Genomic DNA, 26,177 nt, shown 5'->3' on the forward strand with positions numbered 1-26,177 from the left:
CTGTTTTTTATAAAGGGAAGATTCTATTGAAATTTAGAATCTTCCCTTTATCTATTTATACATGGAGTAATTGTTTAATTTTGTGATTTTCACCAGAAACAATGAGCTTATCTTCTGCTGTAATAACATAGTTGCCGGTAACTGATAATATATTTTCACCTTGTTGCACTGCAGAACAATTTATATGATAATATTCAAATAAATTTGTTTCTTGAATGCTTTTACCTATAAAATTTTTAGGCGGATTAATTAATGCAACTGAATAGTTTGCATTAAGCCGAGCTAAATTAGTAAAGGGAAAGCTTAACGTATCTGCAAGGTCGGTTGCAGTTTCTTCTTCTGGGCATATAACTTGGTCAACGCCAATTAATCTAAATATATTTTTTTGAATTGCACCATTAGCTCGGGCAATAACTTTATATTTTGATTTTTTGCTTTTGAGCATTGCTGCAAGCAAAACTGATTGAGAAAAATCTTCTCCAATTGCAATAATGATGACATCCATTTCATCAATGCCAATAGCTTCTAACGTTTCTTCATCATGAATTTTGATACATACAGCTTGAGCTGCATAATCTTTAATTAAGTTAATATTCGATTCAAGTTGGTCAATTGCAAGTACTTCTGCACCATTTTCGTGTAATCGTTTAACGACTTGTTTTCCAAATCTGCCAAGACCAATGACGCAAAATTTCATAACTATAACTTTCGTTTAATTTATCCTAAAATAACTCGCTCTTCTGGATACGAATAATTTTTTGTATCTGATGAACTTCGCATGCCAATAATTAAGGTAAGTGCCCCAATTCGTCCTACAATCATCGTTGCAATCATAAATAATTTACCCACAGGAGTAAGCCATTTTGTCAGGCCTGTTGATATGCCATTGTTTGCAAATGCTGATATAGTTTCGAGAAATATATCCATAAATCCATAGGTATGTTCAGTAATCAAGAGACAAAATGATACAACAATAATCCATGAGCTTGCAAGCGAAATAATAGAAAGCGCTTTGTAAACTTGATCGCGTGCAATTGAACGACCTTTCATATCAATATGAGATGTTCCGTAAATTGTTGCGCGAATGACTGCAAGAAAAATTGCAAAAGCACCAGTTTTTATACCACCACCAGTTGAAGATGGTGCAGCGCCAATAAACGCTGTAGCCGCTAAAAGCAAAATTGTAGCAGGTTGAAGATAATTTATATCAACAGGTAGAAAACCAGAACTTTTTGTACCAACACCAACAAGTAACATGTTACATAAAGTTTGTAGTGCAGACATCGAGCTCAGGGTATTATTACGTTCTAAAAGCCAGAATAGTATCGTGGTAACTGCCATAGTTAAAAAAAATGTTTTGACGACAATAATTGTATTCCACGAGAGTCGAGGATGACGATTCCATTGCTTACAATATTTTAAAAATTCATGCCAGGTGACAAATCCAAGGCTTCCAAATAAAAGAAGCAATGTCGTTGTCATGCACATCAAAATATTATTGTTATATGAAATAGAATCGTGAGCAAATAATGATAAGCCTACATTGCAAAATGAAGAAATTGCATGAAAAATTGATAAGAAAATTGCACGTTTTAGGGTGTAATCATGGCGAATAATGAAAAACGTGATAATCGCACCAATAAATTCACAGGCAAATGTTAATTTTATAATAAATAACAAGATTCGCTTGGTGTCTTTAAAGCTTTGAATTGATAATATTTCACTGGCAAGAATTTGTGTATAAAGTCCAAGATCAACAAAAAGTGACATTAAGAATAAGCTCATCGTCATAAGCCCAAGGCCACCAATTTGCATGAGTATGAGCATGATACAATGCCCATAGATAGTAAAGTCTTGTAAACTGACGGTCATCATGCCAGTAACAGTTGTCAATGATGCAGAAGTGAAAAAAAGATCAAGCAAACCAATCGATTTTGTTTGGCAGACAGGCAATGCTAAGAGAATGAATCCAACACAAATCGTTACAAACAAAGATAACAGCACTGAATGGGCGGGGTAATTTTTTATAAATTGCTTTGTACGTTTTACAGCCATAACAAACCTTTATGAGTATGAATTACAGAGAGTAATAAAAAAGCGATATGTTTATTACTATAAACATATCGCTTATGAAAATTAAGCTTTTATGAATTAATCACACCATGTTCAGTTAGATACGACATAATATCAGTGATAGCAATTCTATCTTGCTTGCCTGAATCTCTATCTCGAATCGTTACACAGTTGTCATGTTCTGTATCAAAATCATAGGTAATACAGAAAGGTGTTCCAATTTCATCTTGACGACGATAACGTTTTCCAATTGATCCTGTCACATCGAATTGAATATTTGGGACTGTTTTTTTGATCGTTTTAAAAAGTGCTAGTGCAGGTTCTTCTAGCTTTTTAGTTAAAGGGAAGATTGCAAGTTTGATTGGGGCAATGTGTGGAGCAAATTTTAATACCACACGAGTTTCGCCATCCATTTCATCTTCGTAATACGCATCAAATAACAGTGTTAAGAAAAGACGATCAACACCAACTGAAGTTTCTACCACAACTGGAGTATGCGATGTTTTTGTTGCTTCATCAAATACGGCAAGATCTTTACCAGAAAATTTAGAATGTTGTGTTAAATCAAATGTCCCGCGATGCGCAATACCTTCAAGTTCTTTAAAACCAAACGGGAATTCATATTCTATATCAGTACAGCAAACACTGTAATGAGCTAATTCTTCTTTGCCGTGTGCATGGAAGCGAATTCTATCCATATTCAGGCCAAGGCTTCTATAGAACTCACGACGTTTTGCCAGCCAGAATTCAAAGTTTTCCATTGCAGATTCTTGTGAACAGAACCATTCAAGTTCCATTTGTTCAAATTCTCTTAAACGGAATAAGAACTGTTTTGGGGTGATTTCGTTACGGAAAGATTTACCAATTTGCGCAACACCAAACGGCATTTTTGCACGGTTGGTTGTCATCATATTTTTAAAGTTAATAAAAATAGTTTGTGCTGTTTCTGGACGTAGGTATGCGTGGGCTGTTCCATCAGCAACTGCACCCAGTTCAGTTTTAAACATTAAGTTAAAATTACGAACCTCTGTCCAGTTTTTAATACCGCAATCTGGGCAATTTTTATTGAGATCGATGCTGCCATCGTCTGTTCTAAAACGTTTTTTGCAATTTTTACAGTCAACCATTGGGTCATGAAAGTTGTCGATGTGTCCTGATGCTTCCCACATACGTTGTGTACCAAGTAATGATCCTTCAAGGGTGTAAATTTCACCAAGATCATTTTCGATCGAATTTCTCCATGCGCGTTTTATATTTTCACGTAATAAAAATCCAAGGTGCCCAAAATCATAGACGCCATTTAATCCGCCGTATATTTCAGCTGTTTGAAATACAAATCCTTTGCGTTTGCACAAGGATATGATTTTATCCAGTGTTGCTTGAGTTGGTTTTTGCATGATAGACCTTTTAATAAGCGTTTAAATCTACATTTATTTATGAACTACAGTATATAAGATTTATCATTTTGATGCTATTCTTTATACGTTATATAAACGTATCAAAATGTAAATTTAGGTCTTGTATGAATTTGTTTATTGGAAAAAAATATTTTAAAAAAATATCTCTTGGACTCATTTTTTTCTTCAATGTAATTGTTAGTATGGAGCAATCGTCTTTATCAATGAATCATGGAGATGAACATGTTATGCATGTTGGATCATTGATAGCTCTAGAAAAAAATATGAAATTTCCTGTTGAATATTTAGATGATCTTTTGTCTGATAGCACTGATACGCTTGGAAATATTATCACCTTTAAAGATAAATATAGTTTTTTTGTTCATGAATTTTCTCATTTGGGGCTTGGCAGTTTTGAAAATTTTTTTAAAAAGCAGGTATATAAAAAAGTTCAATTACACAACGATAAGATTATAGTGACTCCACAGCAGATAGACGATGCTGTTTGTGCAGCAGAAAGAAAGATTGTACAAGCTTATCTGCGCCATCAAGAGTATAAAAATCATATTCATGAAGTAATTCTAGATGCTATACAAGCTGGAAAAAAAGTAGATGAAGTTGGAGATGCTTTATTTGAAAATCTTACACATATTTCATTTTTACAACCTGTTATGACTGCTTATATTGATTTGTACACAAAGCTACCTTATCACTTTGATAGTCAAGATGAGCAAGATTCTGATTACGAAGATTGTTATTCTTACAACGATGAAGTAGAAGGAAGAGATCCTCTTTTTTTGAAGCATTGTCGTGTGAAAATGATAGTTTTATAGATTTTTTTATAGCGTATAAAGTTAATGTAGATTTAACTGACACATCAGATAATACCTTACTTCACCAGGCAGCAAAGTATAATAATGCAAAAGTAGCAGCATTTTTACTTGCAAAAGGTTTTGCAATGACGAATAATGATGTGTATCAATATCCTTTACATGTAGCAGCACAATATGATGCTGATCAAGTTGCATTGCAACTTTTACAATATGAAGATGATGCAAATCTTTCGGTATATAATAAAAGTCCTTTACATTATGCAATTGAATGTAATGCTGATAAAGTTGCAAAAATTTTAATTGATCATGGTGCAGATGTAAAAGATTATTTTTTAAATATTGCAGCTGAACATAATGCATATAAAATCATACCGTATCTGCTAAGAGCAAAATTTCAAAATTCTCATCAAGATATTATTCATGCATTATCAATCGCAGCTAAGCAAGATGCTAAGCAATCAGCAGAAATTTTACTTGATTCTTTAGCAACTGAGTATATACCAGTTTTTTCACAATCTTCTACTGGAATGGAGTTTTGTTTTGAAGTTGCAGACCAATCGATGAGTTATTGTAGAAAAGATGTTTTATATGCAGACCCTTTATTTTGTGCCGTATCACATAATTCAGAAAACGTTATGCAACTGTTTTTGCAGCATGAAAAAATTAATCAGCATAATTTTTTACACAAAAGTAATCTATTAGAAGTTGCTGTATCACATGATGCAGATAAAATTGTTACATTATTGATGGCAGCTGGTATGGATATTCATGTTCTTGGATATCAAAATTTAAATTTATTACAAAGAGCAGCTGAAAATACAGCTTATAAATCTATTCGGTTATTACTTCAAGCAGGTCTTCAGGTGGACAATCGCATGTTGCTTAGTTGCTTGCAACCATATTTGTCTAAGTTATCGAGTAAAGAGCAATCGTGTGCAACCAGTTTAATACGAGCAACAAATAGCTCTCCTCAACAAGTTTCTAAAAAAAGAAAATTTAAATCTTGAATTTACATGAACTTGTATGATTTTTATGAAAAATAGGCTTACTAAAAAAAGTTGAACATATTCTTGCATCATATGTACTAAAACATACAAGCCTTGTATCATATGAGCTGTCACATTATATTTTTTTAAAATGGATTCTTATGATGAAAAAAATTTTGTTATTGGTTCTTATTGCAAGTCACACTCACAACATTATGCCGATGCTGAGTGCATATGTTTGCTGTTATTCTTTTGGTTACCCAAGACCTTCAGGTGTTAGTTGTTGTGAGGTACATTGTTGTTGTGTGGGATGTGAATATTGGTGTCCAAATCAAATTCCTGCTGTAAATAACACTGATAATGATAGTATAAGCGATATTTCTTCTTGCCAAGATCTTGAAGATATAACAATTGATGGCATTGATGCCCCTCATATTGGCATGTCTCAAGAAAGGGCTTACAATGGAGTGGTATGTGTACAGCCAGATGCTCCTGCAAGCACATCACTTACCAATAATACAACTGTTGGCAATAGAGATACATTTTTGAGTGAAAAAGTTACTCAGAGCATGGTGGTACATAGTTATTCTGTAGCTAAGTCCAAGAGTTCTTCCTACAATTATTCATACCATTCTGAATCAATTGAAACGTCAAATTCTTATAGTAAGCGTACAGTTGAGCAAGTCAGTACTCCTTATGAAAATACAGAAAGAAGGTCAGCAGTTGTTTTTGTCAATGAGCCTGATCAGCAAAATCGATTGGGACTGCAACACTATAATTCAGCTTCAGGTGCCCCTATTATACATAAAATTGATTAACATAAACTGTAGAGAGCAAGCTTTCTTATAAATTATGGTATGGAATAAATGTAGCCATTTGTTGACTTAATCGTTATCCTAGGTGAAAAATAGTGACATTTTTACATTTTTAAGGAGTCTGTATGAAGTTCACTCATATAACATTTACTGCTTTACTTATCATGGTATCGGTGTTTTGTGGTTTTTCTGGGTACCTAATGTATCTCAACCATCAAGAAGTGCAACAAGCTTGTATGTATTTAGAAGATAAAGTCAAAGCGCTTGAGTCACAGCAACTATCAATACATAAACAGCAAAGTATTGATGCAAACAATTGTCCGATGGTGACGACCGCAACATCAGCTCAATTATGGGCAAATTTACAAAAGAATGTTCAGAATACTGTTGTTCAACTGTTTGTGCAAAGTGCTAATTTTAACTGGGTTGAGCCGTACAAAGTTCCTCAAATTGGAGCAGGGTTGGGTTCAGGATTCTTTATCAGTGAGCTTGGTGAAATTATTACCAATGCACACGTTGTTAATCAAGCAGCAGTTATTCATGTGCAAATTCCATCGTTTGGTAAGCACCAGTTTGAAGCTGATTTAGTTGGTATTATGCCAGAAAAAGATTTTGCCTTAATTAAAATTCGTCCAGAAGGGCTTGCACTTATTCGTTCAGTGCTTGGAAAAATTCCGTACTTACATCTTGGTGATTCTGATTTAATGCGTCGCGGTGATGAAGTTATGGCACTTGGATATCCACTTGGTCAGCAATCATTAAAAAGTACGACTGGGGTAATTAGTGGTCGTGAAGGTGGGATGATTCAGATGAGTGCACCAATCAACCCAGGAAATTCAGGTGGACCATCTATTAATACATCAGGCCAAGTTATCGGTATTAACACTGCAGGAATCGTATCAGCCCAAAACGTTGGGTACATTATTCAGATTAATGATGTTAAAGTTTTCCTTGATGAATTACGTTCTGAAAGATTAGTGCGTAAGCCATACCTTGGTATTTTGCAGTCGATGGCAACTGAAGATTTAGTAAAAAGTTTAGGTAATCCATTGCCAGGTGGGGTATACATTATTGAAGTTCTTTCAGATAGTCCATTAAATGGGCAGTTACAATCAGGTGACATGATCTACGAAATTAATGGAATTAAAATTGATCTGTATGGTGATATGACAGTGCCATGGAGTGAAGATAAAATTTCGACAGCAGAGTATGTTGCTCGTCTTGCACTTGGTGAAAAAGTAAGTTTTGTGGTGTATCGTAACGGTGTTCGTAAGCAGTTTACCTGTGACTTTGGACGTAGAAAATTAGCTCCAATTCGTCAAATGTTCCCAGGTTACGAAGCTATTGAGTACGAAATGTTTGGTGGTTTAGTTGTTATGCCATTAGCATTAAATCATATTCAACCGTTAATTCCTGTTGCATCAGGGCTTGCTAAGTTTGTTGAAGACCGTAATCAGACTGAACCAGTGCTTGTTATTACGCATGTTATGTCAAATTCTCCGGCGCAACGTTGTCGATTACCATTGACTGGATCGATCTTAAAGACAGTTGATGGTAAAAAAGTTTCAACAATTGCTGATTTACAAGATGCAATTGCTCACGCAGGTGATATAATTAAGATACAAACAACAGATAATGCAATGGTTGCACTATCGAAAAAAGATATTCTTGAAAATGAATCCCGTCTTGCTCGTACCTATGCGTACGAAATTTCAAAAGGTGTTGCAGCTATGATGGAAAAATCATTACAACAGACACCGGTGAAAGTCAGTGGGGCAAAGGTGATTCCAGCAAAAGAATTACAAAATAAAAAAAATATTGGAAACAATGGAACTCTTGGAAAATCAGGTAAGTAGAGAAAGATTAGACGTTGTGATTCATAAGCAACGTCCAGATTTAAGCCGTTCATTAATTCAGTCATGGATTAAAAATGGCATGGTGACGATTGCAGGAAAAGTAATCATTAAACCAGGACAATTAGTGGATCAAGCTGTAGCATTTACGCTGCAGCTTGACCAACCAGAATATGTAAGCAGATCTGGAGCTAAATTAAACCAGGCATTACAGGCTTTTAATGTTGATGTTGCAGGTTTAACTGCATTAGATGTTGGCTTGTCAACAGGTGGTTTTACTGATTGTTTATTACAGCATCATGCAGCAAAAGTTTTTGGTGTTGACGTTGGAACAAAGCAAGTGCATCCAAAGATAGCAGCAGACAACCGTGTGGTTGTTATGGAGCAAACTGATATCAGAAATTGCCTTGGTAAAATAGATCCAGTTGATTTTATAGCAATCGACGTTTCGTTTATTTCGGTTGTTAAAATTATTGATGTTGTTGCGCAATTATTAAAGACGCAAGGCAAAATGATTATTTTAATTAAGCCACAATTTGAAACGGTTAAAAAATCGTTAGCTCGTGGTGGAATTGTAAAAAACACCGTCTTGCGCAAGCAGATTGTTCAAGATGTTATTGCCGCGATAGAACATGCAGGATTTAAACTACAAGGTTGCGTTGAATCATTAACTATTGGTGGTGATGGCAACGTTGAGTATTTAGTTTGTTTTTCTAAAGGTAAATAACCTTTAAAATTTTGTAAGTATTAAAAAAGAGAGTCTGACTATACAAGTCAGGCTCTCTTTTTGTTTGTGATAAAAAATCTCATTGCATCTTGAAAAAAGTGCATCAGGCAGACCGGTTAGCAAATTTTCTGAGTTTTCATAGAAAACGGAGGGCAAAACTCTCTTGTGAAAATTTGGTTCACTCAACCTATATTCTATAGACTTTTTATAAGTATCTTCATCTGTAACTCATGAATAGAATTTTTAAAATTATTGAATTTTGTTGTATATATTGTGTAATATGTACAATGTATTCAATATGATAATTAATTACAAGGGAAACGCATGAAAAAACATTACATAACATTAGGGTTACTGATTTGCATCTTATCGACGTATGTAACTCAGGCAAGTGTAGATGCAAATTTGTGGTTTCCTAGTACAAATCCAGAGCATTTTCGTAATACATTTGATGGAGATACTAAAAGTTCATTGGATATTGCTGCAATTATGAATAATGAAAAGCCGCTTACTCAGATTGAAAAAGAAGTTGCGATAGACTATGCAATTATTTTTAATGGAGACATAGATTTTCAAGATGCTTTTAAAGTTTACATGATAGAAAAGTTTGGAAATCACCTTGAAAAATCTAGATTTTATGAAAAAAATTTAAAAATATTGATGTCTGATATTGAATTTAGATATGCGTATCAGACTAACTTAGAAATTTTAAAATTATCACAAAGTGATGAACAATGTACGGTCAATGCATTTCAATTATATTTTGAAATGCTTTTGTTTCAATTATTTGTACCAAATTTTTTAGATAATATAGCACATATAGAATATTCAAATAAGAACATTTCTTTGCCTCCAAGAATGTTAGTAAGTCGATTTATTCGATATTATCGCCATCACCAAGATGATCAACAAAAGTTAGCTGAAAAATTTTATCCATTACTTAAAAAAATTGATCAAGTATCTTTTGACATACTTTCAAACATGACTGAGAAAAATAAAACTTCTGAATATTTACAAATATACCAGACACAAAATTTTCAAGATTTATTACATCACATGGCTACTTCAACTCATGCTTCTACAGTTCAGGCTAATTGAATCAAATTTAAAAATATCTTATTGAGTAAAAGGTTAAAAATGAAAATACATAAAGCGATACGATATCTAGTATTTTTCGTATTATATACATCTGGCATATATGCTAGTTTGCATACAAGTTCTTGGCATCCAACAATAAGTTCTAGAAGTTTAGATGAACAGCTTTTAGATTTCAACGAAAGCTCGTTAGATTTGCAAGCAATTGAGCAGGAAAATAAAAAGTTATCACTGTCAAATGATACGTGGGAAGCATGGGATTTGAATGCAATGACTCAAGAGGCTACCAGCGATGCGGATTATCAATTATGGAATTCGTCTGTTTCATTAGATAGTTTAGAAGATAACAAAAACAGTTCTACGACAATTACGCAAGATGCTATAAAAAATGTAAATATTTTTGATGACAATGTTGAAAATTTTGAAGAGATATTTAAAGCATACGTAATAAAAAATGTTGGTGACAATTATCCCTTCGATTCAGAAAAACTTATTTTACATCCTGCTAACCGTAATAATGAAAAAAAATTACAAGTGTTGATGACTGATGATGAATTTAATTATGCAGTTCAAGCAAACATTGAAATTCTAAATTTATTAAAAAATAAGGTTTTATTCACAAAAGAAATGTTTAAATTTTATTTTGAAATGCTATTATTTCAGCTATTCGTACCAGATTTTTTAGATACAGTACATGATTTACAATATAGGTTTGATTTTATAGTAAGAATTTCTAAAAAAAATAAAAACTTTGAAATGTTTTTAGCCCCTCAGGAATTATTACGTAAATTTATTGCATATTATAATGATCACCAAGATGAGCAAGAAGAATTAGCTCAACTATTTTATCCTTTATTGAAAAAAATAAATCATATAGCTATGCAAAAATCTTTACAATATGATGCAAAAAGCAACGCTGTTTTGTATCTAAAAGAGTATTATCATAATTATCTATTTCATGATCTATTAAGTGCAATGCGTGTATTTTGTAATCAAGCTGTAGATAATCATGTTATCGAAGATCGATTTTGGTAATAAACAAAAAAGGTTATAGTATGAAGAGTAAAGTTGTTGTGATTTTTTTATTTAATTTTTTATGTATATCTGCTGCAGATGAGCAATTTTATTTGCATGATAATTTTATAGTTAATTTAGATTTTGATTCCCTAAACGACCTGAATTCAGTGTACAATGATGATGATGTATTATTGAATGATGTAAACAATTTTGATCTTATAAGTAATTGTTTTGATAATATTTTAATGAAAGACTTCATCGAAAAAATTATTGGCAAAAACGTAAAAAATGATAATAAACCAATTGAAAACCTTATAATAACTATAAATTCATGGCCTCATGTGATGTCGCCTAAAGAATTTAAAGATATTTTTACTATGATTAAAGATGTTGCAACTTCTGATATGTATGAGAATCTACCAGAACTACAATCTGCTTGCAAAAATGTAACTGAATTTATTATGAATTTTATTAATATGCCAACAAACCGTTTGCGAGCTGAGTATTTGGTTGATCATGCAGCTGCATGGCAACAATCGGTTGATACTATTCATCAGTATCTTTGATTTAGGTTGCTTGATAAAAAACTTTTATAATCTGAAAAGATCTTGTATACTTATGGTATCAAAAAATTCTCAAAAAATTACGCGCCCGTAGCTCAATTGGATAGAGTACCGGATTTCGAATCCGTCGGTTATAGGTTCGACTCCTATCGGGCGCACCAGTTTCTAGTTTTCACTGTTTTTAGCACTTCCCCAAACACTGGTTTCAGCTCCACATCGATGTTTCCATCTTTGTAAACGCAGTTCGATGTTAGCATGTCAATTACTCTTCTTTTCTTAGCAGTATTTCCTGTTTTAAATAGCTGGCCAGCATTTTGAGCAAGTTCGATGATAAAGTCTGCGTTTTCTAAATAATGTACATCAGCTTTTTTAGCTGCAAAAAGTTTATCGTTGAGATTTTCTTGTTCTGTTGACCATTCTTTTGTTTTTGTCTGCCAAAAAGCCTCACTTATTTTTCCATCAAGCTTATCAAGATACGTTTGGTCTATTCTATTTTGTAGGCGTTTAATTTGTTGTTCAAGTTCAGATATTAATGCATTATGGTATTCAATTTTATCTTTAAAACTTTCACGTAAACCTTGTAAGATGATTGTTTGAATCTCTGCTGAAATATGAATTTGATCAAATAATGAACTAAAGAGGTCGTCTATAGTTTCTTGTTTAAGATATGTTTTATTACAGTCATCATTACCCGAGCAGTGATAGTAAATGTATTTCTCTTTTTTGATTTCAGCAGTGAAGTTGCTATTACACATTCCGCATCTAATTAAATTGGTAAAAGGAAATAAACCTTTACGGGATTTACTTTTATTTGGATTGATTAAGACGTCTTGCACGCGTTGGAACATTTCTTTGCTGATCAATGCTTCGTGTGATGCATTTTCATATTTTTTGCCTTTCCAAAAAAAGACACCGGTATAAAATTCATTTTTAAAAATCGTTTCAATAGTGCTGGTATAAAAGTTCTTACCATTGCGATAAATCATACCGTCATTGATCATGGTTCTTCGTAACGTTAGCAAAGAATAGCTACCAGTACTGTACAGCTCAAACATTTGCTGAACAAAGATAGCAGCTGCAGGATCAACTTTGATAACACTTTTCCCATTTTCTTTTGCATTTATGTATCCATAAGGCGCTAAAGAAGGGTAAATTCCTTGGGCTGCTTTTTCCGTCATCCCTTTACGAACTTCTTCGCTTAGGTTGTCGACGTAATTTTTAGACATTAATGCTTTGATTCCAAAGATGAATTTTTCGTTAGAGCGTGAATCCTTGCTTAACATTCCACCTTCTTTAATGAGGTGAATTCGAACATCACAATACTCAATTAAACGATCAATTAATGCATAGTCAGTGATATTGCGTAGCAGTCTATCTGTTTTTTCTACTAAGATATGTTTAACAGATGTATCTTCAGCTAAGAAATTAAGCATCTTGTTGAACTGTGTTCGTCCTGCTTTTTTTGCAGTTTCAACATCAGTAAATTCTTTGACGATAATAAAGCCATTTTTAGTAGCGTACTCTTGCAGACATTTTAGTTGGGCAGGGATTGAATATCCTTCAACTTCTTGTTCTTTAGAAGATACACGAGCGTAGACTATTACTTTTATCATGATGTGTATTGATCGTTATTTATGATTTTCTGAGGACCCAATTTCTTTTGCATAAAGCAATCGGATTCCTTCGCAAAGAAGTGCAGATCTGTCGGTTTTATTTTTATCTCTCATGCGTTTAATGAATAACTCATCTAAAAGTTGTTCATCTTCATCAGAAATATAAATAGTCGTCTTTAGTTTGGTAGTTATTTTTTGAATTTCCATATTAGTTCTTCCATGGAAAATATAGGTTTCGTAGTAAATGTATGCTATAAGTATCTATTATTTTCATCATAGAGTCAAGCCGTCAATTGCTGTGCAGTAAACTTATTCATTAATTTTTTATGTGAAAGCAATTAAAAATAGTTGTGATAAATTATAAACCGATGTTATTAATTCATTCACAATTAATTTCAAGTCATGTAAATATAGGAACAGGGATGAAATAAAAAAACCATATTGTTTGATGAAGCAATATGGTGCGAGTAATGGGAGAAAGAATAACTTAAATATAAACAGTTAAAACTCAAGCTATCTTTACTTATGCAACAAGATAGCTTGAGTTTTAGATTCATTAAATTATTTATATTTTAACTGATTTGATATAACCAGATACTAAAACATATTATTGGTACCATCCAATCAACAATAAATAGTATCAAATCAAATTCATTTTCTATTTTATTAAATTTATGTTGTGGAAATAACAATTTTACTGTTAGTACACCCAGTACTGTTGCAATCCACGAATGCATGTTTTGATTCAAAATTTATCTCCCAATATATGAACTTTTATATAATAGGATATAGCAACACCAATCATCGCTATAGTATACAACATATACCATGGATACATGAATAAATCCTTATTTTATTATACTGGTCCTGTAGCAACGCCAACAATCAATCCACCAGCTAAACCACCGACTTTTGTAGCAACAGTTGCAGGACCCGCTGTCCATAAACACCAAATTGGTACAACTACAGGTGCAGCAGGGCCTGATAAGACTCCTACCAGACAGGTAAGTCCACCATATGCGCCTGCAACAGCACTTGCTCCCACGAAGACTCCTATGGCCGCTCCTATTGGCCCATTATGAGTTAAGTATTTACCTTGAGAAGCTAAGAAGTTATGTTGATTATCAACAGAGATAAGGAACATGATGCTTTTACCCTCATGCATTTCAACGTTGGTTATAGCAATATATTCTAGATCTTCGTTTAAAAGACAGTCGCCTTTTTTAAGATCTTTTGCACATACCCATTGATTTTCAATTGGTAGATAAAAACGTTCCATTAAACCTGTAGTCATTGAAATATTATCTTGAGTGGTGATATTCATTGTTGCATCTACCATAAAAGCACAGACACCCTTAATCGGATTTATTTCAGGTTCAAGATTGTTATTATAAGAAACAACTTCATCACCGACTTGTAACTCTTTGATTGATTTTAAACGACCACTTGAAGTTGTAACTAAAGTATTACCATCAAATCCGCTTGCATTCATACAAGTAAAATTTAAAAAACATAGCAATGCAAAGGCATTAACTTTAAAACTATTTTTTATAAGCATAAGGTAGACATGCTGTATCATAAAAACATTCCCAACGGTAAAAAATAAATTGTTGTTTTCTCCTTTTTACTACTCTCTTTAAAATACGTTGTTATTTTGCCCCTTCAACTGTTACGAAATTATACTATCGTATTTCAAGGTGAACCTATTTTAACAATAAGTCAAATGTAAAAACCTCTATAACATGCTGTCAATCGACATTGTAATTTCAATGCGTAACAAATTTAATTGAGCTCGAAGAAATCATTTCTCTTATGCATTATTGCTTGTTTGTTGCATACAATGATGAATTTATTGCTCGTATAAATGATTCAGTAGGTTTATTAAGCACAGCAATAAGTCATATTTTTAATGTAACGTAACAAATTCAATAGTATAAGAGAAAACATTGCGCTACAAATCAGCCTGAATTCATGCTTATTTGTAATCTTAAAAAAATGACATATTTTTATAAAGTTTTTCGAAATTAGAAACAATCATCAGAAGATTTCGAGAAATTATTTTCATATTGATAATGGATATTTAAAAACAAGACTCTATCAACCATTTGTTATTAATTGACAAATGAGCTAAGGTTTCAACTAGACATTGTTTGAGTTTTTTCACACATCAAGCTGTTCTTAATTAAAAGTTATCGATAGGGAAATTATGAATAAAAAGTTCATGGGTATATTATCTGGAATGTTACTATTGACGTCATTTGTATCTGCAGAAAACGGTTATTTAAAACAAAAGCGAGATCAACAAGCAGCTGAAGTTTTAAAGAATAACAATTATGACCTATATCAAGCAACTTCAAAAAATGATCTTGCAAAAATATCTTCATTAATTCGAGGTTTTGGAGCAAATGTTAATTATATATATCTTAATGGTCATCATGCTACATCTTCATTGCATATAGCTGTTCAATCAAATTTTATAGAGGCTGTTAAATTACTTGTTGAATGTGGCGCTAATATTAATATAAAAGATTCAAACCAGATGACTCCATTATATGAAGCAAAGTCTAAGGAGATGATACAGGTTTTAATTGATTTGAAAGCGGATGTGAATTGTAAGGAGCAACAAGGACTAACTCCATTGCATTATTTATCATCTTGTGGTCATCAAGATCAATTAGAAATGATTCGACTGTTAGTTAGAGCAGGATCTGATATAAATTGTCGATCCGGAGGTAATTCATATCGTGGACCTTGGAATGGATTAACACCATTACATCGATGTCATTCAGACATGAAAGTTATTCAATTGCTTATTGATTTAGGAGCTGACCTAAATAGTAGGGATTGCGAAGGTAATACTTCATTGCATAATGCTGGTATAGAAAAAGCACGTATTTTGATTAATAATAAAGCTAATGTAAATAGTCAAAACAACAAGGGACAAACTCCATTGCATTTAGTTGCAAGTATTAATCATTATGCAATGGGTGCAGTTGATGCAATATCACATGCTCAATTATTGATCAAATCGGGTGCAAATATAAATGCTAAAGATGTTAATGATAAAACCCCTTTTCAATATGCACAAACAGAAGAGATGCGAAATTTGTTAAATAAAAAAATAGATAATAAGTAGGCGCCTTTTTGGTTTCTACTACATTCATAATAAGGAAAATTATGACAAAATTAATTAATATGCGATCAATTATATTTGTCGCAATAATTTGTTTGAATATTGTACCTCAAATACAAACCCGATTTCATACAAGTCGTCGTTCAGGTGATGTTATATATACAGATACTGATCATGGGATGTATACAACTTATAGATCTGGTGATTGTGATTATGTTAATGGACCAAATGGTTATTCTGGAACGGGTCGTCACGTAGGTGATACTTATTATTATAGCGATGGATATGTATCAAAAAATGGAGGATATATTAAAGAAAACGTTGGATACTCCACGAGTCGTCGAGTCGATAACTCTAATTATGAATATAATCAGCTCAGTTCATATGCATCTCCCAGCAAAAAAAGGTCGTATTTTAGGTGATTTTTATTATTATAATTATTAATTATCTAGCTAAACAAGATAATAAGTAGGTACTGAGAGGTTAAATCTTCTTGGTCCTACTATTTTTTTAGCGATTGGATGGTTAACATTATAATATCTATACTTATTTATCTATAACTGATTTTTTGTTTTAAACTACTATCGTCATTTAATCAAATGTAAAAGGAGCAAACATGATAGAAAATAAAATGATTAATAATAACACAAAAGAAGCTATCAAGTCCAAAAAAACACCTGGTCCTAAGAAGAGTAAAACGATGTTAGAATCTGATCATACAAATGAAGTAAAACAGCTTGTTTATGGTGAGTTTTTTAATTTACAGACCATGCAAGTTCATTTCGAAACAAACACCTTTATTGAAGAAGAAACTAAAAAACTTAAAGAGTGGGCTGCGTTAGATACATCTTTGAGGCTTAATGATTTTATTGATGAGCAAGGATATTCTCCAAATGTATTTCGTGGTTGGTGTGTTAAATATCCTTTGCTTGAGCTTGCAAGAGATTTTGCATTACGACGCATTGGTGGTCGAAGAGAAAATGGTGCAATGTTTCGTAAATTTGCTGAATCGACTGTTCATAGAACTTTAGGACATTATGATGAAATTTGGCGTGAAGAAACTGCACTACTTCATCAAATGAAAGACGATAAAAACAATGGTCCTGGCAATATAACTGTTGTAATGGAAAGTTTTTCAAGACTGCCTGGACCTGATGCTCCGTGTGTGCTTAAAGATTTAGAGTTACAAGGACAAATTTCAAGTAGAACACCGGAGAACGTTGCCGGAAAAATACATCAATCGACTGGAAAAAACATTGGAAGTCATTATTAAAATCATTTTAAAGTCATACTAAAAGAATTACCTTGATTATATGCCTGAATAATTTCATTGAAAGATTTGAAATGCATTGATAATGTTCTCAACTTAAAATATGGCTCAACAAAGATGTTTGATACGTAATTTGCATAAAAGTTGAAAGATTGAACATTCTGAATATCTCTTGAAGTCTTGATAAGAGAGCTATCTATGTCAATCTTTCAACCTGTACAACAAAATGTAATAAAACAAGCCTGCAATCAATAATTTTGTAGTGTCAGCACTGCTTCAATTACCCTTCAACTTTATCAGTTAAAAAATATTGCGATTTCTTTTTTGGTTTAAGTTCTCGATATTCAATGAGTCCCTGATCTATTAACATAGATAAAACTTTTTCATATTCTTCTCCGCCAAAATCTAACTGTTTGGATGTTACAATTTCTTGCCAAGTAACTGGTCTGTTAAACTTTTTAATGCGAGAGCAAATCCATTCAAAAACTTTGCGGCACTTACCTTGAAATTGGGATTCTCCAAGCTCTTTCTGTAATAATAATTTTGTTGATTCTATTGCAGGTTTTAAAAAATTATCTGCCATCAAAATGGCAATATTATCAATTTCGTGAGCATCTGCATCAATAAACAATTGCATGATCATTGCAATCTTAAGATACGTAGGACTCCATCGTTTTAAATATGGCTGTAAAATTTCTTGAGCCGATTCATCATACTGCAAAGCTTGCTGATACATTGATTTATGAATTTCAGTAAATTGTTTCTGAGCTTCGGGCGTTAACGTGTATTCTTTTTTATCAGATACTTTTTCTAAAATTGACTTCAGTCGATCATGAAATGCAACTTCAACAAAACTTAAATCGTCGTCTGTTTTTTCTGGTAAAGCAGCAGGGATTTCATCTTGATGAGAAGGCATCATAATCAAAAACCGTGCAAAAAAACCACTTGAAATATCTGTTGGCTTTAGATTGGCAGTGATCCATGTCATCGTTGAAACGCCGCAAATAGAAACGAATGGCTGATGAATAATACAATCACCTTGTGTCTTAGTCTTGTATCGAAAAGATAAAGGGACATCATAAAAATCCGTGAGGATTGGCTTAAAGTCTTGATTATGATTTTTCTCCAAATTGCTTAACCAGCCACCAAATTCAGAGGAGTAAATAGTGCCGCAATGCCCCTGTGATAAGTACTCAAGAAAAGACTCAGAAGTTAACTTAGTTGGCAAAACAACATTTTGTCGCGATACATTTAAAATAGCTTGTGCATCAGCTGCATCATCTTTCATGATTTTCATTTGTTGTAACAATTTACTTTCTTGAGCCCTTGCTATAAAAGATCCTTTGTTTAATGCAGTGGTTTTGAATGAACCAGATTTAGCAATACACAAGATCCATAAATTTGGATACAAAACCTGGAAATATTCATTTTTAGGAATAGATACCTTCGTGCCCAAATATCCTGATACCATAGAAAGCACAGAAGATGCTATCATAATTGGATGCGCCTTTGTTGTCATACTTAACGCTTGAACATATTCTTTGAATATTGGTGGCAAAACATCAATTTTAAAACTATCACAAGGTTGTTTATCTTTTGCAAAGTATGATTCAGCAATTGTTTTTTGATTACATGGCTCATCATACTTTATTTGAGCTAAATGTTGTCGAACAACTTCTATACCACACGCTACATGAAGATCATTAAAATCTGTATACTTCTTCAAATTAAAACCAAGCGGGAATTCCGGCGTAATAACCGTGCAATTATATTGGCTTGCTACTAATGTAGCTTTATTTCGACCAATATCATCTCCGTCAGCTGCAATAACAAATGCTGTGTTCGGGTATTGCTGCCTGAAAACTTCAATGACAGCTATAATATTGCCTGCATCAAAACAAATTACGATTGGTTCGTTTGTTGCTTCAAAAATGCTTGCGCATGTTGCATATCCTTCTCCAAAAAAAATCCTGGGCACCGAATCAGTTAACTTACCAATAAAATGGAAGTTTCCTCTTTTTTCAGCATCCTTGAAGAATCGCTTTTGAAAGCCTTGCTCATCATGATAAATATATTGCAATGATCGTAAATGCCCTTTCATATTAATAAGTGGAATTACCATGAAAGCTTGTTTGCTTTTAGGATGCAATCCATATCTTATTCCCTCGTATTGTTGTATTCCTTTATGCCGTTCATAACGAGAGCATTCATCTGATAACGGTTGTACCGAATACAAATTCCAAGCTTTTTGAGCTGCAACAGCTGCCTGATTTTGCTCTTCGCGCATTTTCTGATCGGCATCTAATTTGTTACGACGCGCAATGTCTTTAAAATCGGCAATATCTTCTTGTGAGAGTGAATTATGTTGTTGATCAAATGATCGATAAGTGCAAGTTATACCCTCACTCCAAGATCCAAATGTTACCGTCAAACCTGGATATCCCTTATGAGAAATCATTTCATGCGCAATATACCATTCATCTTTTTTATTTTGCTTACCATCCGATGAGTATCGATGAATTTTGCCATCAGCTATAAAATCACCATCAAACGATAGTTCTTGGTCCGCCATATAGGATCGACAATTTTCAATAAAATTGTTAGTATGAGTCATATTAATTCCTGTATTGTAAAAGACTATCAAATCCAACAATGATGGTCTTTTCTTTTAATTTGTATCTATTACTATCTCTTGGTATTTTTTGATCACAGCGAGTTCTACTTGTTGAGCTACCTCCTTGTTTATGGGGTAGAAGAAATTTAAATTTTGACGAGTGTTTTTGCGCGTAGGGTAGGTAAGGCGGTATCCGCCTTCAGGTCGCGTAAATATTGCAATTGATCCAAGGTAAAAGGCATTTGCAACAATTACACTTGCAAAGCCCACCATTCCATTTTTTGATTCTATCGGTACGATTTGAATTTCATTTATTGATATCATCACGACTCCATGTTTTTACAGGTTCTTGAAGTTTGAGATCAATCAGCGCGACAAAGAAGTCAGTAAGCTGTTTGGCCTCATCTTGTGATAGAGGGCCAGGTTGGCGAGGCTGCTGAATATGAGTTGTTAAAGTGATATGTTTTTTTATCTTCATAGAAAAAGTCTATGAAAGAGAAAGGAGCGCCGTTGGAGCGCTCCAGGGATTGAAGTAAAAGTTATTTATGAAAAAATATTATTTCACTTGCAATGATGGATTTAACCAGAGCTTTTGAATGACGTTATCTTTTGGTGTGGTTTTTTGAAAAGTTGATAGCAAGCCGATTTTTTTAAGTTCTTTATTTACGGATTTGTAGGTATTATTTAATTGATCTTTTTGTTGCCCGTCTAACTCTTCTTCTACTGACAACTGTTCAATTTTCTTCCATAACAATTTATCAGTAATCGTTTCGTGTGGATTTTTTGCAAATACTTTAATAAATCTTCCCGTGCGATCCTGTGTAGAAAATGATTTTTCACCAATACTTGATTTTACAATGATGGTTGTTCCTTTTGATATAAATGATATCCAATTTGATATATCTGGTTCTGAAAATAACCTTGGTTTAATAAATTCCCATACGCGATCTACGCAAACTTTACATTCTTCTATGTCAACTTCATGCGCAAGAGCTTCAGCTGTTGTATTTGTTTGTATTGCTAGATCAAAATTGAAAGCATCTTTCTTTTTGTATGCAATTATTTCTTCTTCTAAATTGTATATTCTGGAGGGTCTTTTTCTAATGTCATAACATAGAGCATATTTTGTAGTTAAATAATGAAAGCTATAAAAGACAGTTGTTGTTTGATTGCGCTCAAATATGTTAAATTCTATGTACCAATCGGATAAGTCTTTAGAATATACAAATACAATTTTTCCGGCGTTGTTAGAAATTATTAGATGCGGTAGCACGTCAGAATGATCTACATATTCATCCACCTTATGTTTAATAGCAAGAGGATTTGCGATAGTTATTTGGGATGCTTGGAAATACATATGATCATATGAAATTTCTGTAATAGCGCTTCTTAATAATTGTTCTAACTGATCAACAAGAGTGTAACTTCCTGGAATGTTATTTTTTATGACCGCATCATATTTTAGTAAATAAGGAGATAACCTTGGGAATTTTAGTGCATGTGATCGCAGAGTTTGGGCTACTTGATTTAAAGTATGAAGAACTTTATCGTTTGCTATTCGTAATGGTATGAAATATTCTTTTCCTTCATTTGCAATATCTTGACGAATGTCATGGAGTACTTCATTTTCATATAATTCTTTACCAAATTCACCTATGGCTATAGGCAAGTAATTTTTAGGGCAGGATACTTTATTGCTACGATTTACAATTGCTTCTAATTTATCATGTGGATTTTTTGATTTTTGATTTTTCATGATTACTTTCTCAGGAATAATTTATATTTATCGATTTTATCATATTATCCGACATGAGTCTCATGCTTTTTTAATCAGCTAAAAATTCTATGTAAAGTTGTTTGTAGGATATTTATTGTCAAAATCATAGTTAAAAATAATTTCTGGTAGACATGACTATTACACTTCTGTATTATGATTTAAAATAGGTAGTTTTTCAAAATGTTTTCTATTTGGATGTGTTGATTTGGTCGATCATCTCAGATAGAATTCATTTTTGCTGAATAATCAATCTAGATTGTATTATCAGGTAATGAAGCACAATTATATTGTGAGTCAATCTGTTTAATTTTTATATACGTTCTTAAAATCATGTTCAAAAATATTCAAGTTCATCGTGGTCTTGTAAGAATTTCAAGTTGCCATAGTCTAAACTGGGGCAAAGTTGTAAAAAAAGTTCTTTTTTATTCAATTTTTATTTTATTTCATCAAAGATCAATGACATCAGAAGAAGTTGTAGCTGGGACACTTACAGAAGTTGCAACGAAAACATTTATTCAAGTTTCAGAGGCTGTAGCACCTGCCTTGGAGGTTGCTTCTTGTATTAACGCAGGAATTCAAATCTATTCTGCAGGCAAAGATATAAAATCATATGCTTTTCCAAATGATAAAGAACGAGAGTTAGCTCGTGCTGTAAGTGAAAAAATACACTTAGCTAAAGCACAAAAAAATTTTAGGTTATGTCTAAAAAACATTAAATTAAATTCTGAAATTAGTTCATTAGGTTATCCAACAGTTTGTGAACAAACTGTCAAGATGCTGATGTTATGTGGCGGTGAAGACGAAATAGATAGAATGACAAAAGTTTTTAATAATATGAAGAAAGGACAAATTTAAAAAACTTAACTTAATAAGCAGTTAATTTCAGATGTTACCAGTAAATATAATATTTCAAATGTTACAGTAGGGCTTTTTAGATGTATAAAAAAATTATGTTAAGTCTCTTGTTTATACCTTGTATGGTTCTTAGCAAGAGTGATAAAGACTGTCAGATAGAACAATTAAAAAATACACAGCATGATAAAGAAAAAGAAATTGCATTAATAATTAAAGCAATTGATGAAAAAGAAAATTTGATAGATTCGATTTTTTTAAGAATTCAAAATATTGTACCACATGTTATTAAACATCTAGACGAAGAACAGATACAATCTCTTGATGAAGAATTAGATTTTTTTCAATCTAGTTTGCAAGATGCTCTTATTCATCAAAAATCTCTTGAATCTTTATTGAGCCATAATTTTATTGATAGAGATAACGATAGTGGGCTAAAGCTTAAAAGAATAAAATATTTAATAACTAGATATACATTAGAATATACACGCCTGAACAAGCTTATTCAAAAATATGAGCAATGCTTACAAAAATGGTTTGTGATTGATTATCAATTAAATGAATTACAAAAATAAAAATGATTTCAATTGAGAAAATATTATTTATGCAAAATTATAAAAAAATTATTATTATTTTAATCCTTATTTCTTCTCGAATTCAATGTGAATCTTGGTTTGGAGGTGTAGGTAAAGAAACTGCTAAAATATTAGCTCCTGTAGCAGTAGATGCAGCTAAAGGAGTAGGAGTAGAAGCAGTTCAAGCATTGGCACCTGCAGTCGCTGATGCAGCTAAATCATTAGGCTCTGATGGAGCAATAGCAATAGCAAATAGTAATTTAGCAATTGCCAAAGAAGTTATGCCATACGTAGGACCAGCAATGGTAGCGGCAACTGTAGTTGCAGGAGTAGGCGTTGCAGCTTATAGTGTCACTCAGTTACAACCTGTTATAAAAGACACCTGTGAAATTTTTTATCCAACAGACAAACAAATAGAGGAAAATACAGCCGCTCGTGAACGAACAGCTTTTTATGAAGCAAGAGCAAATTTAAGAAAATGTTTCATGGATAGTAAAACAAAAGATAAAAGAAATAATGCAGGTTATCCAACCATCTGTGAAGAGACAGTGAAGATGCTTATCATGTGTGGTGGTGAAAGTGAAGCAGAGAGAATGATAGCTGGTTTTAATAAATATTGGAATTAAATATGTTCAAAAAATTGTTTTTATGTTTGCTGTTAACTACTAATTTGTATCCAGTGTCGCAAGCAGATAATGATAAATACTCACCAGTGGTAATAACAGCAATGATTCTAGGTGCTGGAATAATAGCCTTAGATTTATATGCATTTGCAAATTCAACAATATTAGAAGAATTAATATCTGGTAATGATGAGGCTGTCGGTAAAGTTTTAGTTAAAATAATAACAACTATTACTGCTTCCATGGGAGTTCTTGCTATTCCTGAGTTATATCCTATATCAAAAGAAATATATGAATATACTTTTCCAACGGAAGAACAAAAAGCTATTGATAAAGCTGAAGCAGCTGCTGCAATTGAAAATATAAATTTTATTGACGCAAAAGTTAAACTTAGAAACTGTTTAATGAACAGTAAATCTAATTGCGAAAAAAATACCTCGGGTTGCCCAACAGACTGTGAAGAGTTGGCTCAAAATATGATAGCACTTGGTCACCAAGATGAAGTTAATAGAATGACAAAAGCATTGAATGCATGCGGACAATAATTATGTTTAAGTTATTATTACTTTTATTATTGAGTGCGAATTTATCTGCTCTGGATAATGATCCATCAAATAGTATGCTTCCGACAACCACAACAATAATTATATATGGTGTGGGGGGAACTGTTGTTGTAGTTGGTGGAGTGATTGCAGCACCACTCGTGTTACCTGCTGGAACTATTGTTATTATACAAACAGCTGCCGCTACAGTAGGAACTCAGATTCTTGCAGCGGGAACTTATGTAATTAGTAATTTATCTGTTTATAGTTGGATAAGTATTGGAGTATCAGGGGCTAGAACTGTTAGGCCATATATTATTCAAACTCTTGAGGAAGAATTAGTTCAATTGATTAAAGATGAAGCAGCGGAATTACTTGAAGAAAAAACTCAATTAAGTAAGTGTCTTTTGAAAAACAAGGTAAATTCACAACGAGATAGTTCGGGTTGCCCATTGGCCTGTCAAGATACAGCTTATGCATTTGCTTTAATTGCAGGGCAAGAGGAACTAGATCGAGTAATTAAAAGCTTACAATAATATTCATACATTATGGCGCCGATACGAATTGTTTAATTGCAAACATCGTGCCGGCGTCTATTATTAAGTTGCGGAAATAATCCGATAGGGCGCACCAGTTTCTAATTTTCACTGTTTTTAGCACTTCCCGAAACACTGATCCCATCTCAACTTAGGTATGAATTTTTCAGCATGAATAAGCGCTTTGAATCGCAGCATGACCTTGAAAGTAAACTCGATAAATTTTTACTGATTTCTACAACAACATTCGACCTCATCAAAATCTAGGGCTTTTGATGCCTTGTCAATTTATTGAGAAACTAATATAGAGGTCCATGGGTGCCATATGTGCAGAACGAGGTCAGCCATTTGAGATAGCATGAAATTCATGATATTTTTTTAAAGATTATATTTTAATATTCTAAATGAAAGCTATATAATGAAAAGCTTAAATAAAATACTATTTTTTAGTTTTCTCATGTCACAAGGTATTGCACAAGCTTCTCTTGATACTTTAAGCGGACAACTTGCAAACCATTTTATTGGTATAACTCGAAGTTATGCTATAAAGAACACTGAATGCTCGCTAGAAAATACTTCTGTAGAATCAAAAGATTATTATTCTTTAAAGGCTTTAAATTCTCCAGAAAGTGCTGAGTTTAAAAGCTCATATGAAAAATTAAAAATACAAAGTTATTATAATAACGCAACGCGTTATGCACAAAGCCTTGAAAAAGAACGAAACGGTATAAAATCTATTGCTTCTAAGCCATTAATTTTTGTCTGCTTACCAGCATTACTTTTTTTCAGGTTACCTCAAAATAAACTTGAACAACAATATAAAGAAGCTATGGAATCAAACAAAGACATTACAAGCAATGATCAAATAGTAGAGCTTTATCAAAGAAATCCAAAATTATATCATTCTTATATTGATACTTGTCATAAAGCTACAATAGAATTTAACAACGAATATAATGCTTGTTCAAATAGAATACATGCAACGATTTTATTTGGAGTTGTTGCTGCTTGCGCATACCCTTTTCTTAAATAAATCTTTATAAGAGTTTATTCGAAAATTAAATAGATAGAGCATCTCCTTTTGTTTGTCAGCTAAAATAGCTGTTGAAAACAAACCAAAAGGAGATGCTCTTATGTTAAAATAGCATAAAAATTATTGTATTTGCATTTGCTTTGATTGCAGGAGAAGATGAATTTAATAAAAGTAATTAAAAGCTTACAATATTAGTTATTAAAATTATGGCGCCGATACGAATTGTTTCATTGTAAACATCGTGCCGGCG

At 32.7% G+C, this 26,177-nt stretch carries 27 protein-coding genes and 1 tRNA gene; 18 read left to right on the plus strand and 10 right to left on the minus strand.

Features of this window, described 5'->3' with window-relative positions; translation table 11 throughout:
• Nucleotides 1–55: 55 nt before the first annotated feature.
• From C0J27_RS05430 to C0J27_RS05440, 3 genes are all read right to left on the minus strand, one after another.
• Nucleotides 56–697 carry a potassium channel family protein gene (locus tag C0J27_RS05430; protein WP_115586158.1) on the minus strand — a complete coding sequence of 214 codons (642 nt, stop codon included), beginning with the start codon at nucleotides 695–697 and terminating at the stop codon, nucleotides 56–58.
• Nucleotides 698–717: 20 nt separating this feature from the next.
• Complete coding sequence (locus C0J27_RS05435; RefSeq protein WP_115586159.1) at nucleotides 718–2,055, minus strand: TrkH family potassium uptake protein; 1,338 nt, start codon at nucleotides 2,053–2,055, stop codon at nucleotides 718–720.
• Nucleotides 2,056–2,144: 89 nt separating this feature from the next.
• Nucleotides 2,145–3,470, minus strand: coding sequence for a glycine--tRNA ligase (locus C0J27_RS05440; protein ID WP_115586160.1), 1,326 nt, complete (start codon nucleotides 3,468–3,470; stop codon nucleotides 2,145–2,147).
• A 125-nt stretch (nucleotides 3,471–3,595) separates the two neighbouring features.
• Between C0J27_RS05440 and C0J27_RS05445 the strand changes: the two genes are divergently transcribed.
• From C0J27_RS05445 to C0J27_RS05485, 9 genes are all read left to right on the plus strand, one after another.
• Entirely contained in the window at nucleotides 3,596–4,303 is a 708-nt protein-coding gene (locus C0J27_RS05445; protein WP_115586161.1) for a hypothetical protein, read from the plus strand.
• A complete protein-coding gene (locus tag C0J27_RS05450) occupies nucleotides 4,276–5,310 on the plus strand; it encodes an ankyrin repeat domain-containing protein (RefSeq protein WP_115586162.1) in 1,035 nt (344 codons plus the stop codon). The genes C0J27_RS05445 and C0J27_RS05450 overlap by 28 nt, the downstream gene beginning before the upstream one ends.
• A 140-nt stretch (nucleotides 5,311–5,450) precedes the next feature.
• Nucleotides 5,451–6,107, plus strand: coding sequence for a hypothetical protein (locus C0J27_RS05455; RefSeq protein ID WP_162801837.1), 657 nt, complete (start codon nucleotides 5,451–5,453; stop codon nucleotides 6,105–6,107).
• 122 nt (nucleotides 6,108–6,229) lie between these two features.
• Complete coding sequence (locus C0J27_RS05460) at nucleotides 6,230–7,960, plus strand: trypsin-like peptidase domain-containing protein (RefSeq protein ID WP_115586164.1); 1,731 nt, start codon at nucleotides 6,230–6,232, stop codon at nucleotides 7,958–7,960.
• Nucleotides 7,941–8,684, plus strand: coding sequence for a TlyA family RNA methyltransferase (locus C0J27_RS05465; RefSeq protein ID WP_162801838.1), 744 nt, complete (start codon nucleotides 7,941–7,943; stop codon nucleotides 8,682–8,684). Before C0J27_RS05460 ends, C0J27_RS05465 begins: the two co-directional genes overlap by 20 nt.
• A 324-nt stretch (nucleotides 8,685–9,008) precedes the next feature.
• Nucleotides 9,009–9,782, plus strand: a complete 774-nt coding sequence (locus tag C0J27_RS05470) for a hypothetical protein (protein ID WP_115586166.1) — start codon at nucleotides 9,009–9,011, stop codon at nucleotides 9,780–9,782.
• Between the two features lie 39 nt (nucleotides 9,783–9,821).
• A complete protein-coding gene (locus C0J27_RS05475) occupies nucleotides 9,822–10,814 on the plus strand; it encodes a hypothetical protein (protein WP_115586167.1) in 993 nt (330 codons plus the stop codon).
• 20 nt (nucleotides 10,815–10,834) lie between these two features.
• A complete protein-coding gene (locus C0J27_RS05480; RefSeq protein ID WP_115586168.1) occupies nucleotides 10,835–11,362 on the plus strand; it encodes a hypothetical protein in 528 nt (175 codons plus the stop codon).
• Between the two features lie 81 nt (nucleotides 11,363–11,443).
• A tRNA-Arg gene (locus C0J27_RS05485) sits at nucleotides 11,444–11,520 on the plus strand.
• Here C0J27_RS05485 and C0J27_RS05490 read toward each other — a convergent pair.
• The 3 genes from C0J27_RS05490 to C0J27_RS05500 form a co-directional block, all read right to left on the minus strand.
• Nucleotides 11,506–12,972, minus strand: a complete 1,467-nt coding sequence (locus tag C0J27_RS05490; protein WP_115586169.1) for a recombinase family protein — start codon at nucleotides 12,970–12,972, stop codon at nucleotides 11,506–11,508. The two genes, C0J27_RS05485 and C0J27_RS05490, sit on opposite strands and share 15 nt — an antisense overlap.
• A gap of 15 nt (nucleotides 12,973–12,987) precedes the next feature.
• Nucleotides 12,988–13,179, minus strand: a complete 192-nt coding sequence (locus C0J27_RS05495) for a hypothetical protein (protein WP_115586170.1) — start codon at nucleotides 13,177–13,179, stop codon at nucleotides 12,988–12,990.
• Between the two features lie 649 nt (nucleotides 13,180–13,828).
• Nucleotides 13,829–14,551: a Hint domain-containing protein gene (locus tag C0J27_RS05500; RefSeq protein ID WP_115586171.1), complete on the minus strand. Its 723-nt coding sequence runs from the start codon at nucleotides 14,549–14,551 to the stop codon at nucleotides 13,829–13,831.
• 627 nt (nucleotides 14,552–15,178) lie between these two features.
• Between C0J27_RS05500 and C0J27_RS05505 the strand changes: the two genes are divergently transcribed.
• From C0J27_RS05505 to C0J27_RS05515, 3 genes are all read left to right on the plus strand, one after another.
• Entirely contained in the window at nucleotides 15,179–16,108 is a 930-nt protein-coding gene (locus C0J27_RS05505; RefSeq protein WP_115586172.1) for an ankyrin repeat domain-containing protein, read from the plus strand.
• Nucleotides 16,109–16,149: 41 nt separating this feature from the next.
• On the plus strand, nucleotides 16,150–16,527 hold the full coding sequence (locus tag C0J27_RS05510) for a hypothetical protein (protein WP_115586173.1): 378 nt from the start codon (nucleotides 16,150–16,152) through the stop codon (nucleotides 16,525–16,527).
• A 194-nt stretch (nucleotides 16,528–16,721) separates the two neighbouring features.
• Complete coding sequence (locus C0J27_RS05515) at nucleotides 16,722–17,378, plus strand: hypothetical protein (protein ID WP_115586174.1); 657 nt, start codon at nucleotides 16,722–16,724, stop codon at nucleotides 17,376–17,378.
• Nucleotides 17,379–17,655: 277 nt separating this feature from the next.
• On the opposite strand, the gene C0J27_RS05520 is transcribed toward C0J27_RS05515, so the two are convergent.
• From C0J27_RS05520 to C0J27_RS05530, 4 genes are all read right to left on the minus strand, one after another.
• Nucleotides 17,656–19,989 carry a DUF3987 domain-containing protein gene (locus C0J27_RS05520; RefSeq protein WP_115586175.1) on the minus strand — a complete coding sequence of 778 codons (2,334 nt, stop codon included), beginning with the start codon at nucleotides 19,987–19,989 and terminating at the stop codon, nucleotides 17,656–17,658.
• 54 nt (nucleotides 19,990–20,043) lie between these two features.
• Nucleotides 20,044–20,313: a septation protein SpoVG family protein gene (locus C0J27_RS05525; protein WP_115586176.1), complete on the minus strand. Its 270-nt coding sequence runs from the start codon at nucleotides 20,311–20,313 to the stop codon at nucleotides 20,044–20,046.
• Nucleotides 20,297–20,467, minus strand: coding sequence for a hypothetical protein (locus C0J27_RS05735; protein WP_162801839.1), 171 nt, complete (start codon nucleotides 20,465–20,467; stop codon nucleotides 20,297–20,299). Before C0J27_RS05735 ends, C0J27_RS05525 begins: the two co-directional genes overlap by 17 nt.
• Before the next feature lie 78 nt (nucleotides 20,468–20,545).
• Nucleotides 20,546–21,745, minus strand: a complete 1,200-nt coding sequence (locus tag C0J27_RS05530; RefSeq protein ID WP_115586177.1) for a hypothetical protein — start codon at nucleotides 21,743–21,745, stop codon at nucleotides 20,546–20,548.
• A gap of 351 nt (nucleotides 21,746–22,096) precedes the next feature.
• Here C0J27_RS05530 and C0J27_RS05535 point away from each other — a divergent pair, with 351 nt between their 5' ends.
• The 6 genes from C0J27_RS05535 to C0J27_RS05565 all read left to right on the plus strand — a co-directional run bounded on the left by C0J27_RS05535 (nucleotide 22,097) and on the right by C0J27_RS05565 (nucleotide 25,927).
• Nucleotides 22,097–22,621: a hypothetical protein gene (locus C0J27_RS05535; RefSeq protein ID WP_115586178.1), complete on the plus strand. Its 525-nt coding sequence runs from the start codon at nucleotides 22,097–22,099 to the stop codon at nucleotides 22,619–22,621.
• Between the two features lie 80 nt (nucleotides 22,622–22,701).
• Entirely contained in the window at nucleotides 22,702–23,193 is a 492-nt protein-coding gene (locus C0J27_RS05540) for a hypothetical protein (protein WP_162801840.1), read from the plus strand.
• A 29-nt stretch (nucleotides 23,194–23,222) separates the two neighbouring features.
• Entirely contained in the window at nucleotides 23,223–23,819 is a 597-nt protein-coding gene (locus C0J27_RS05545; protein WP_162801841.1) for a hypothetical protein, read from the plus strand.
• Between the two features lie 2 nt (nucleotides 23,820–23,821).
• Nucleotides 23,822–24,361 (plus strand): hypothetical protein, encoded by a 540-nt coding sequence (locus C0J27_RS05740; protein ID WP_162801842.1) that lies wholly within the window; start codon nucleotides 23,822–23,824, stop codon nucleotides 24,359–24,361.
• A gap of 2 nt (nucleotides 24,362–24,363) precedes the next feature.
• On the plus strand, nucleotides 24,364–24,894 hold the full coding sequence (locus C0J27_RS05560) for a hypothetical protein (protein ID WP_115586183.1): 531 nt from the start codon (nucleotides 24,364–24,366) through the stop codon (nucleotides 24,892–24,894).
• 418 nt (nucleotides 24,895–25,312) lie between these two features.
• Entirely contained in the window at nucleotides 25,313–25,927 is a 615-nt protein-coding gene (locus C0J27_RS05565; RefSeq protein WP_162801843.1) for a hypothetical protein, read from the plus strand.
• Nucleotides 25,928–26,177: the final 250 nt, after the last annotated feature.

The organism is Candidatus Chromulinivorax destructor, from assembly GCF_003366055.1.
Classification (GTDB): Bacteria; Babelota; Babeliae; order Babelales; family Chromulinivoraceae; genus Chromulinivorax; species Chromulinivorax destructor.

Excerpts from the sequence above, each read along its gene's own strand:
- C0J27_RS05560 (WP_115586183.1), top strand. The coding sequence starts at position 24,364 with ATGTTTAAGTTATTATTACTTTTATTATTGAGTGCGAATTTATCTGCT.
- C0J27_RS05545 (WP_162801841.1), top strand. The coding sequence starts at position 23,223 with ATGCAAAATTATAAAAAAATTATTATTATTTTAATCCTTATTTCTTCT.
- C0J27_RS05475 (WP_115586167.1), top strand. The coding sequence starts at position 9,822 with ATGAAAATACATAAAGCGATACGATATCTAGTATTTTTCGTATTATAT.
- C0J27_RS05490 (WP_115586169.1), bottom strand. The coding sequence starts at position 12,972 with ATGATAAAAGTAATAGTCTACGCTCGTGTATCTTCTAAAGAACAAGAA.
- C0J27_RS05430 (WP_115586158.1), bottom strand. The coding sequence starts at position 697 with ATGAAATTTTGCGTCATTGGTCTTGGCAGATTTGGAAAACAAGTCGTT.
- C0J27_RS05455 (WP_162801837.1), top strand. The coding sequence starts at position 5,451 with ATGATGAAAAAAATTTTGTTATTGGTTCTTATTGCAAGTCACACTCAC.
- C0J27_RS05500 (WP_115586171.1), bottom strand. The coding sequence starts at position 14,551 with ATGATACAGCATGTCTACCTTATGCTTATAAAAAATAGTTTTAAAGTT.
- C0J27_RS05740 (WP_162801842.1), top strand. The coding sequence starts at position 23,822 with ATGTTCAAAAAATTGTTTTTATGTTTGCTGTTAACTACTAATTTGTAT.
- C0J27_RS05520 (WP_115586175.1), bottom strand. The coding sequence starts at position 19,989 with ATGACTCATACTAACAATTTTATTGAAAATTGTCGATCCTATATGGCG.
- C0J27_RS05530 (WP_115586177.1), bottom strand. The coding sequence starts at position 21,745 with ATGAAAAATCAAAAATCAAAAAATCCACATGATAAATTAGAAGCAATT.
- C0J27_RS05440 (WP_115586160.1), bottom strand. The coding sequence starts at position 3,470 with ATGCAAAAACCAACTCAAGCAACACTGGATAAAATCATATCCTTGTGC.
- C0J27_RS05540 (WP_162801840.1), top strand. The coding sequence starts at position 22,702 with ATGTATAAAAAAATTATGTTAAGTCTCTTGTTTATACCTTGTATGGTT.
- C0J27_RS05495 (WP_115586170.1), bottom strand. The coding sequence starts at position 13,179 with ATGGAAATTCAAAAAATAACTACCAAACTAAAGACGACTATTTATATT.
- C0J27_RS05445 (WP_115586161.1), top strand. The coding sequence starts at position 3,596 with ATGAATTTGTTTATTGGAAAAAAATATTTTAAAAAAATATCTCTTGGA.
- C0J27_RS05480 (WP_115586168.1), top strand. The coding sequence starts at position 10,835 with ATGAAGAGTAAAGTTGTTGTGATTTTTTTATTTAATTTTTTATGTATA.
- C0J27_RS05510 (WP_115586173.1), top strand. The coding sequence starts at position 16,150 with ATGACAAAATTAATTAATATGCGATCAATTATATTTGTCGCAATAATT.
- C0J27_RS05735 (WP_162801839.1), bottom strand. The coding sequence starts at position 20,467 with ATGAAGATAAAAAAACATATCACTTTAACAACTCATATTCAGCAGCCT.
- C0J27_RS05535 (WP_115586178.1), top strand. The coding sequence starts at position 22,097 with ATGTTCAAAAATATTCAAGTTCATCGTGGTCTTGTAAGAATTTCAAGT.
- C0J27_RS05565 (WP_162801843.1), top strand. The coding sequence starts at position 25,313 with ATGAAAAGCTTAAATAAAATACTATTTTTTAGTTTTCTCATGTCACAA.
- C0J27_RS05525 (WP_115586176.1), bottom strand. The coding sequence starts at position 20,313 with ATGATATCAATAAATGAAATTCAAATCGTACCGATAGAATCAAAAAAT.
- C0J27_RS05505 (WP_115586172.1), top strand. The coding sequence starts at position 15,179 with ATGAATAAAAAGTTCATGGGTATATTATCTGGAATGTTACTATTGACG.
- C0J27_RS05460 (WP_115586164.1), top strand. The coding sequence starts at position 6,230 with ATGAAGTTCACTCATATAACATTTACTGCTTTACTTATCATGGTATCG.
- C0J27_RS05515 (WP_115586174.1), top strand. The coding sequence starts at position 16,722 with ATGATAGAAAATAAAATGATTAATAATAACACAAAAGAAGCTATCAAG.
- C0J27_RS05435 (WP_115586159.1), bottom strand. The coding sequence starts at position 2,055 with ATGGCTGTAAAACGTACAAAGCAATTTATAAAAAATTACCCCGCCCAT.
- C0J27_RS05470 (WP_115586166.1), top strand. The coding sequence starts at position 9,009 with ATGAAAAAACATTACATAACATTAGGGTTACTGATTTGCATCTTATCG.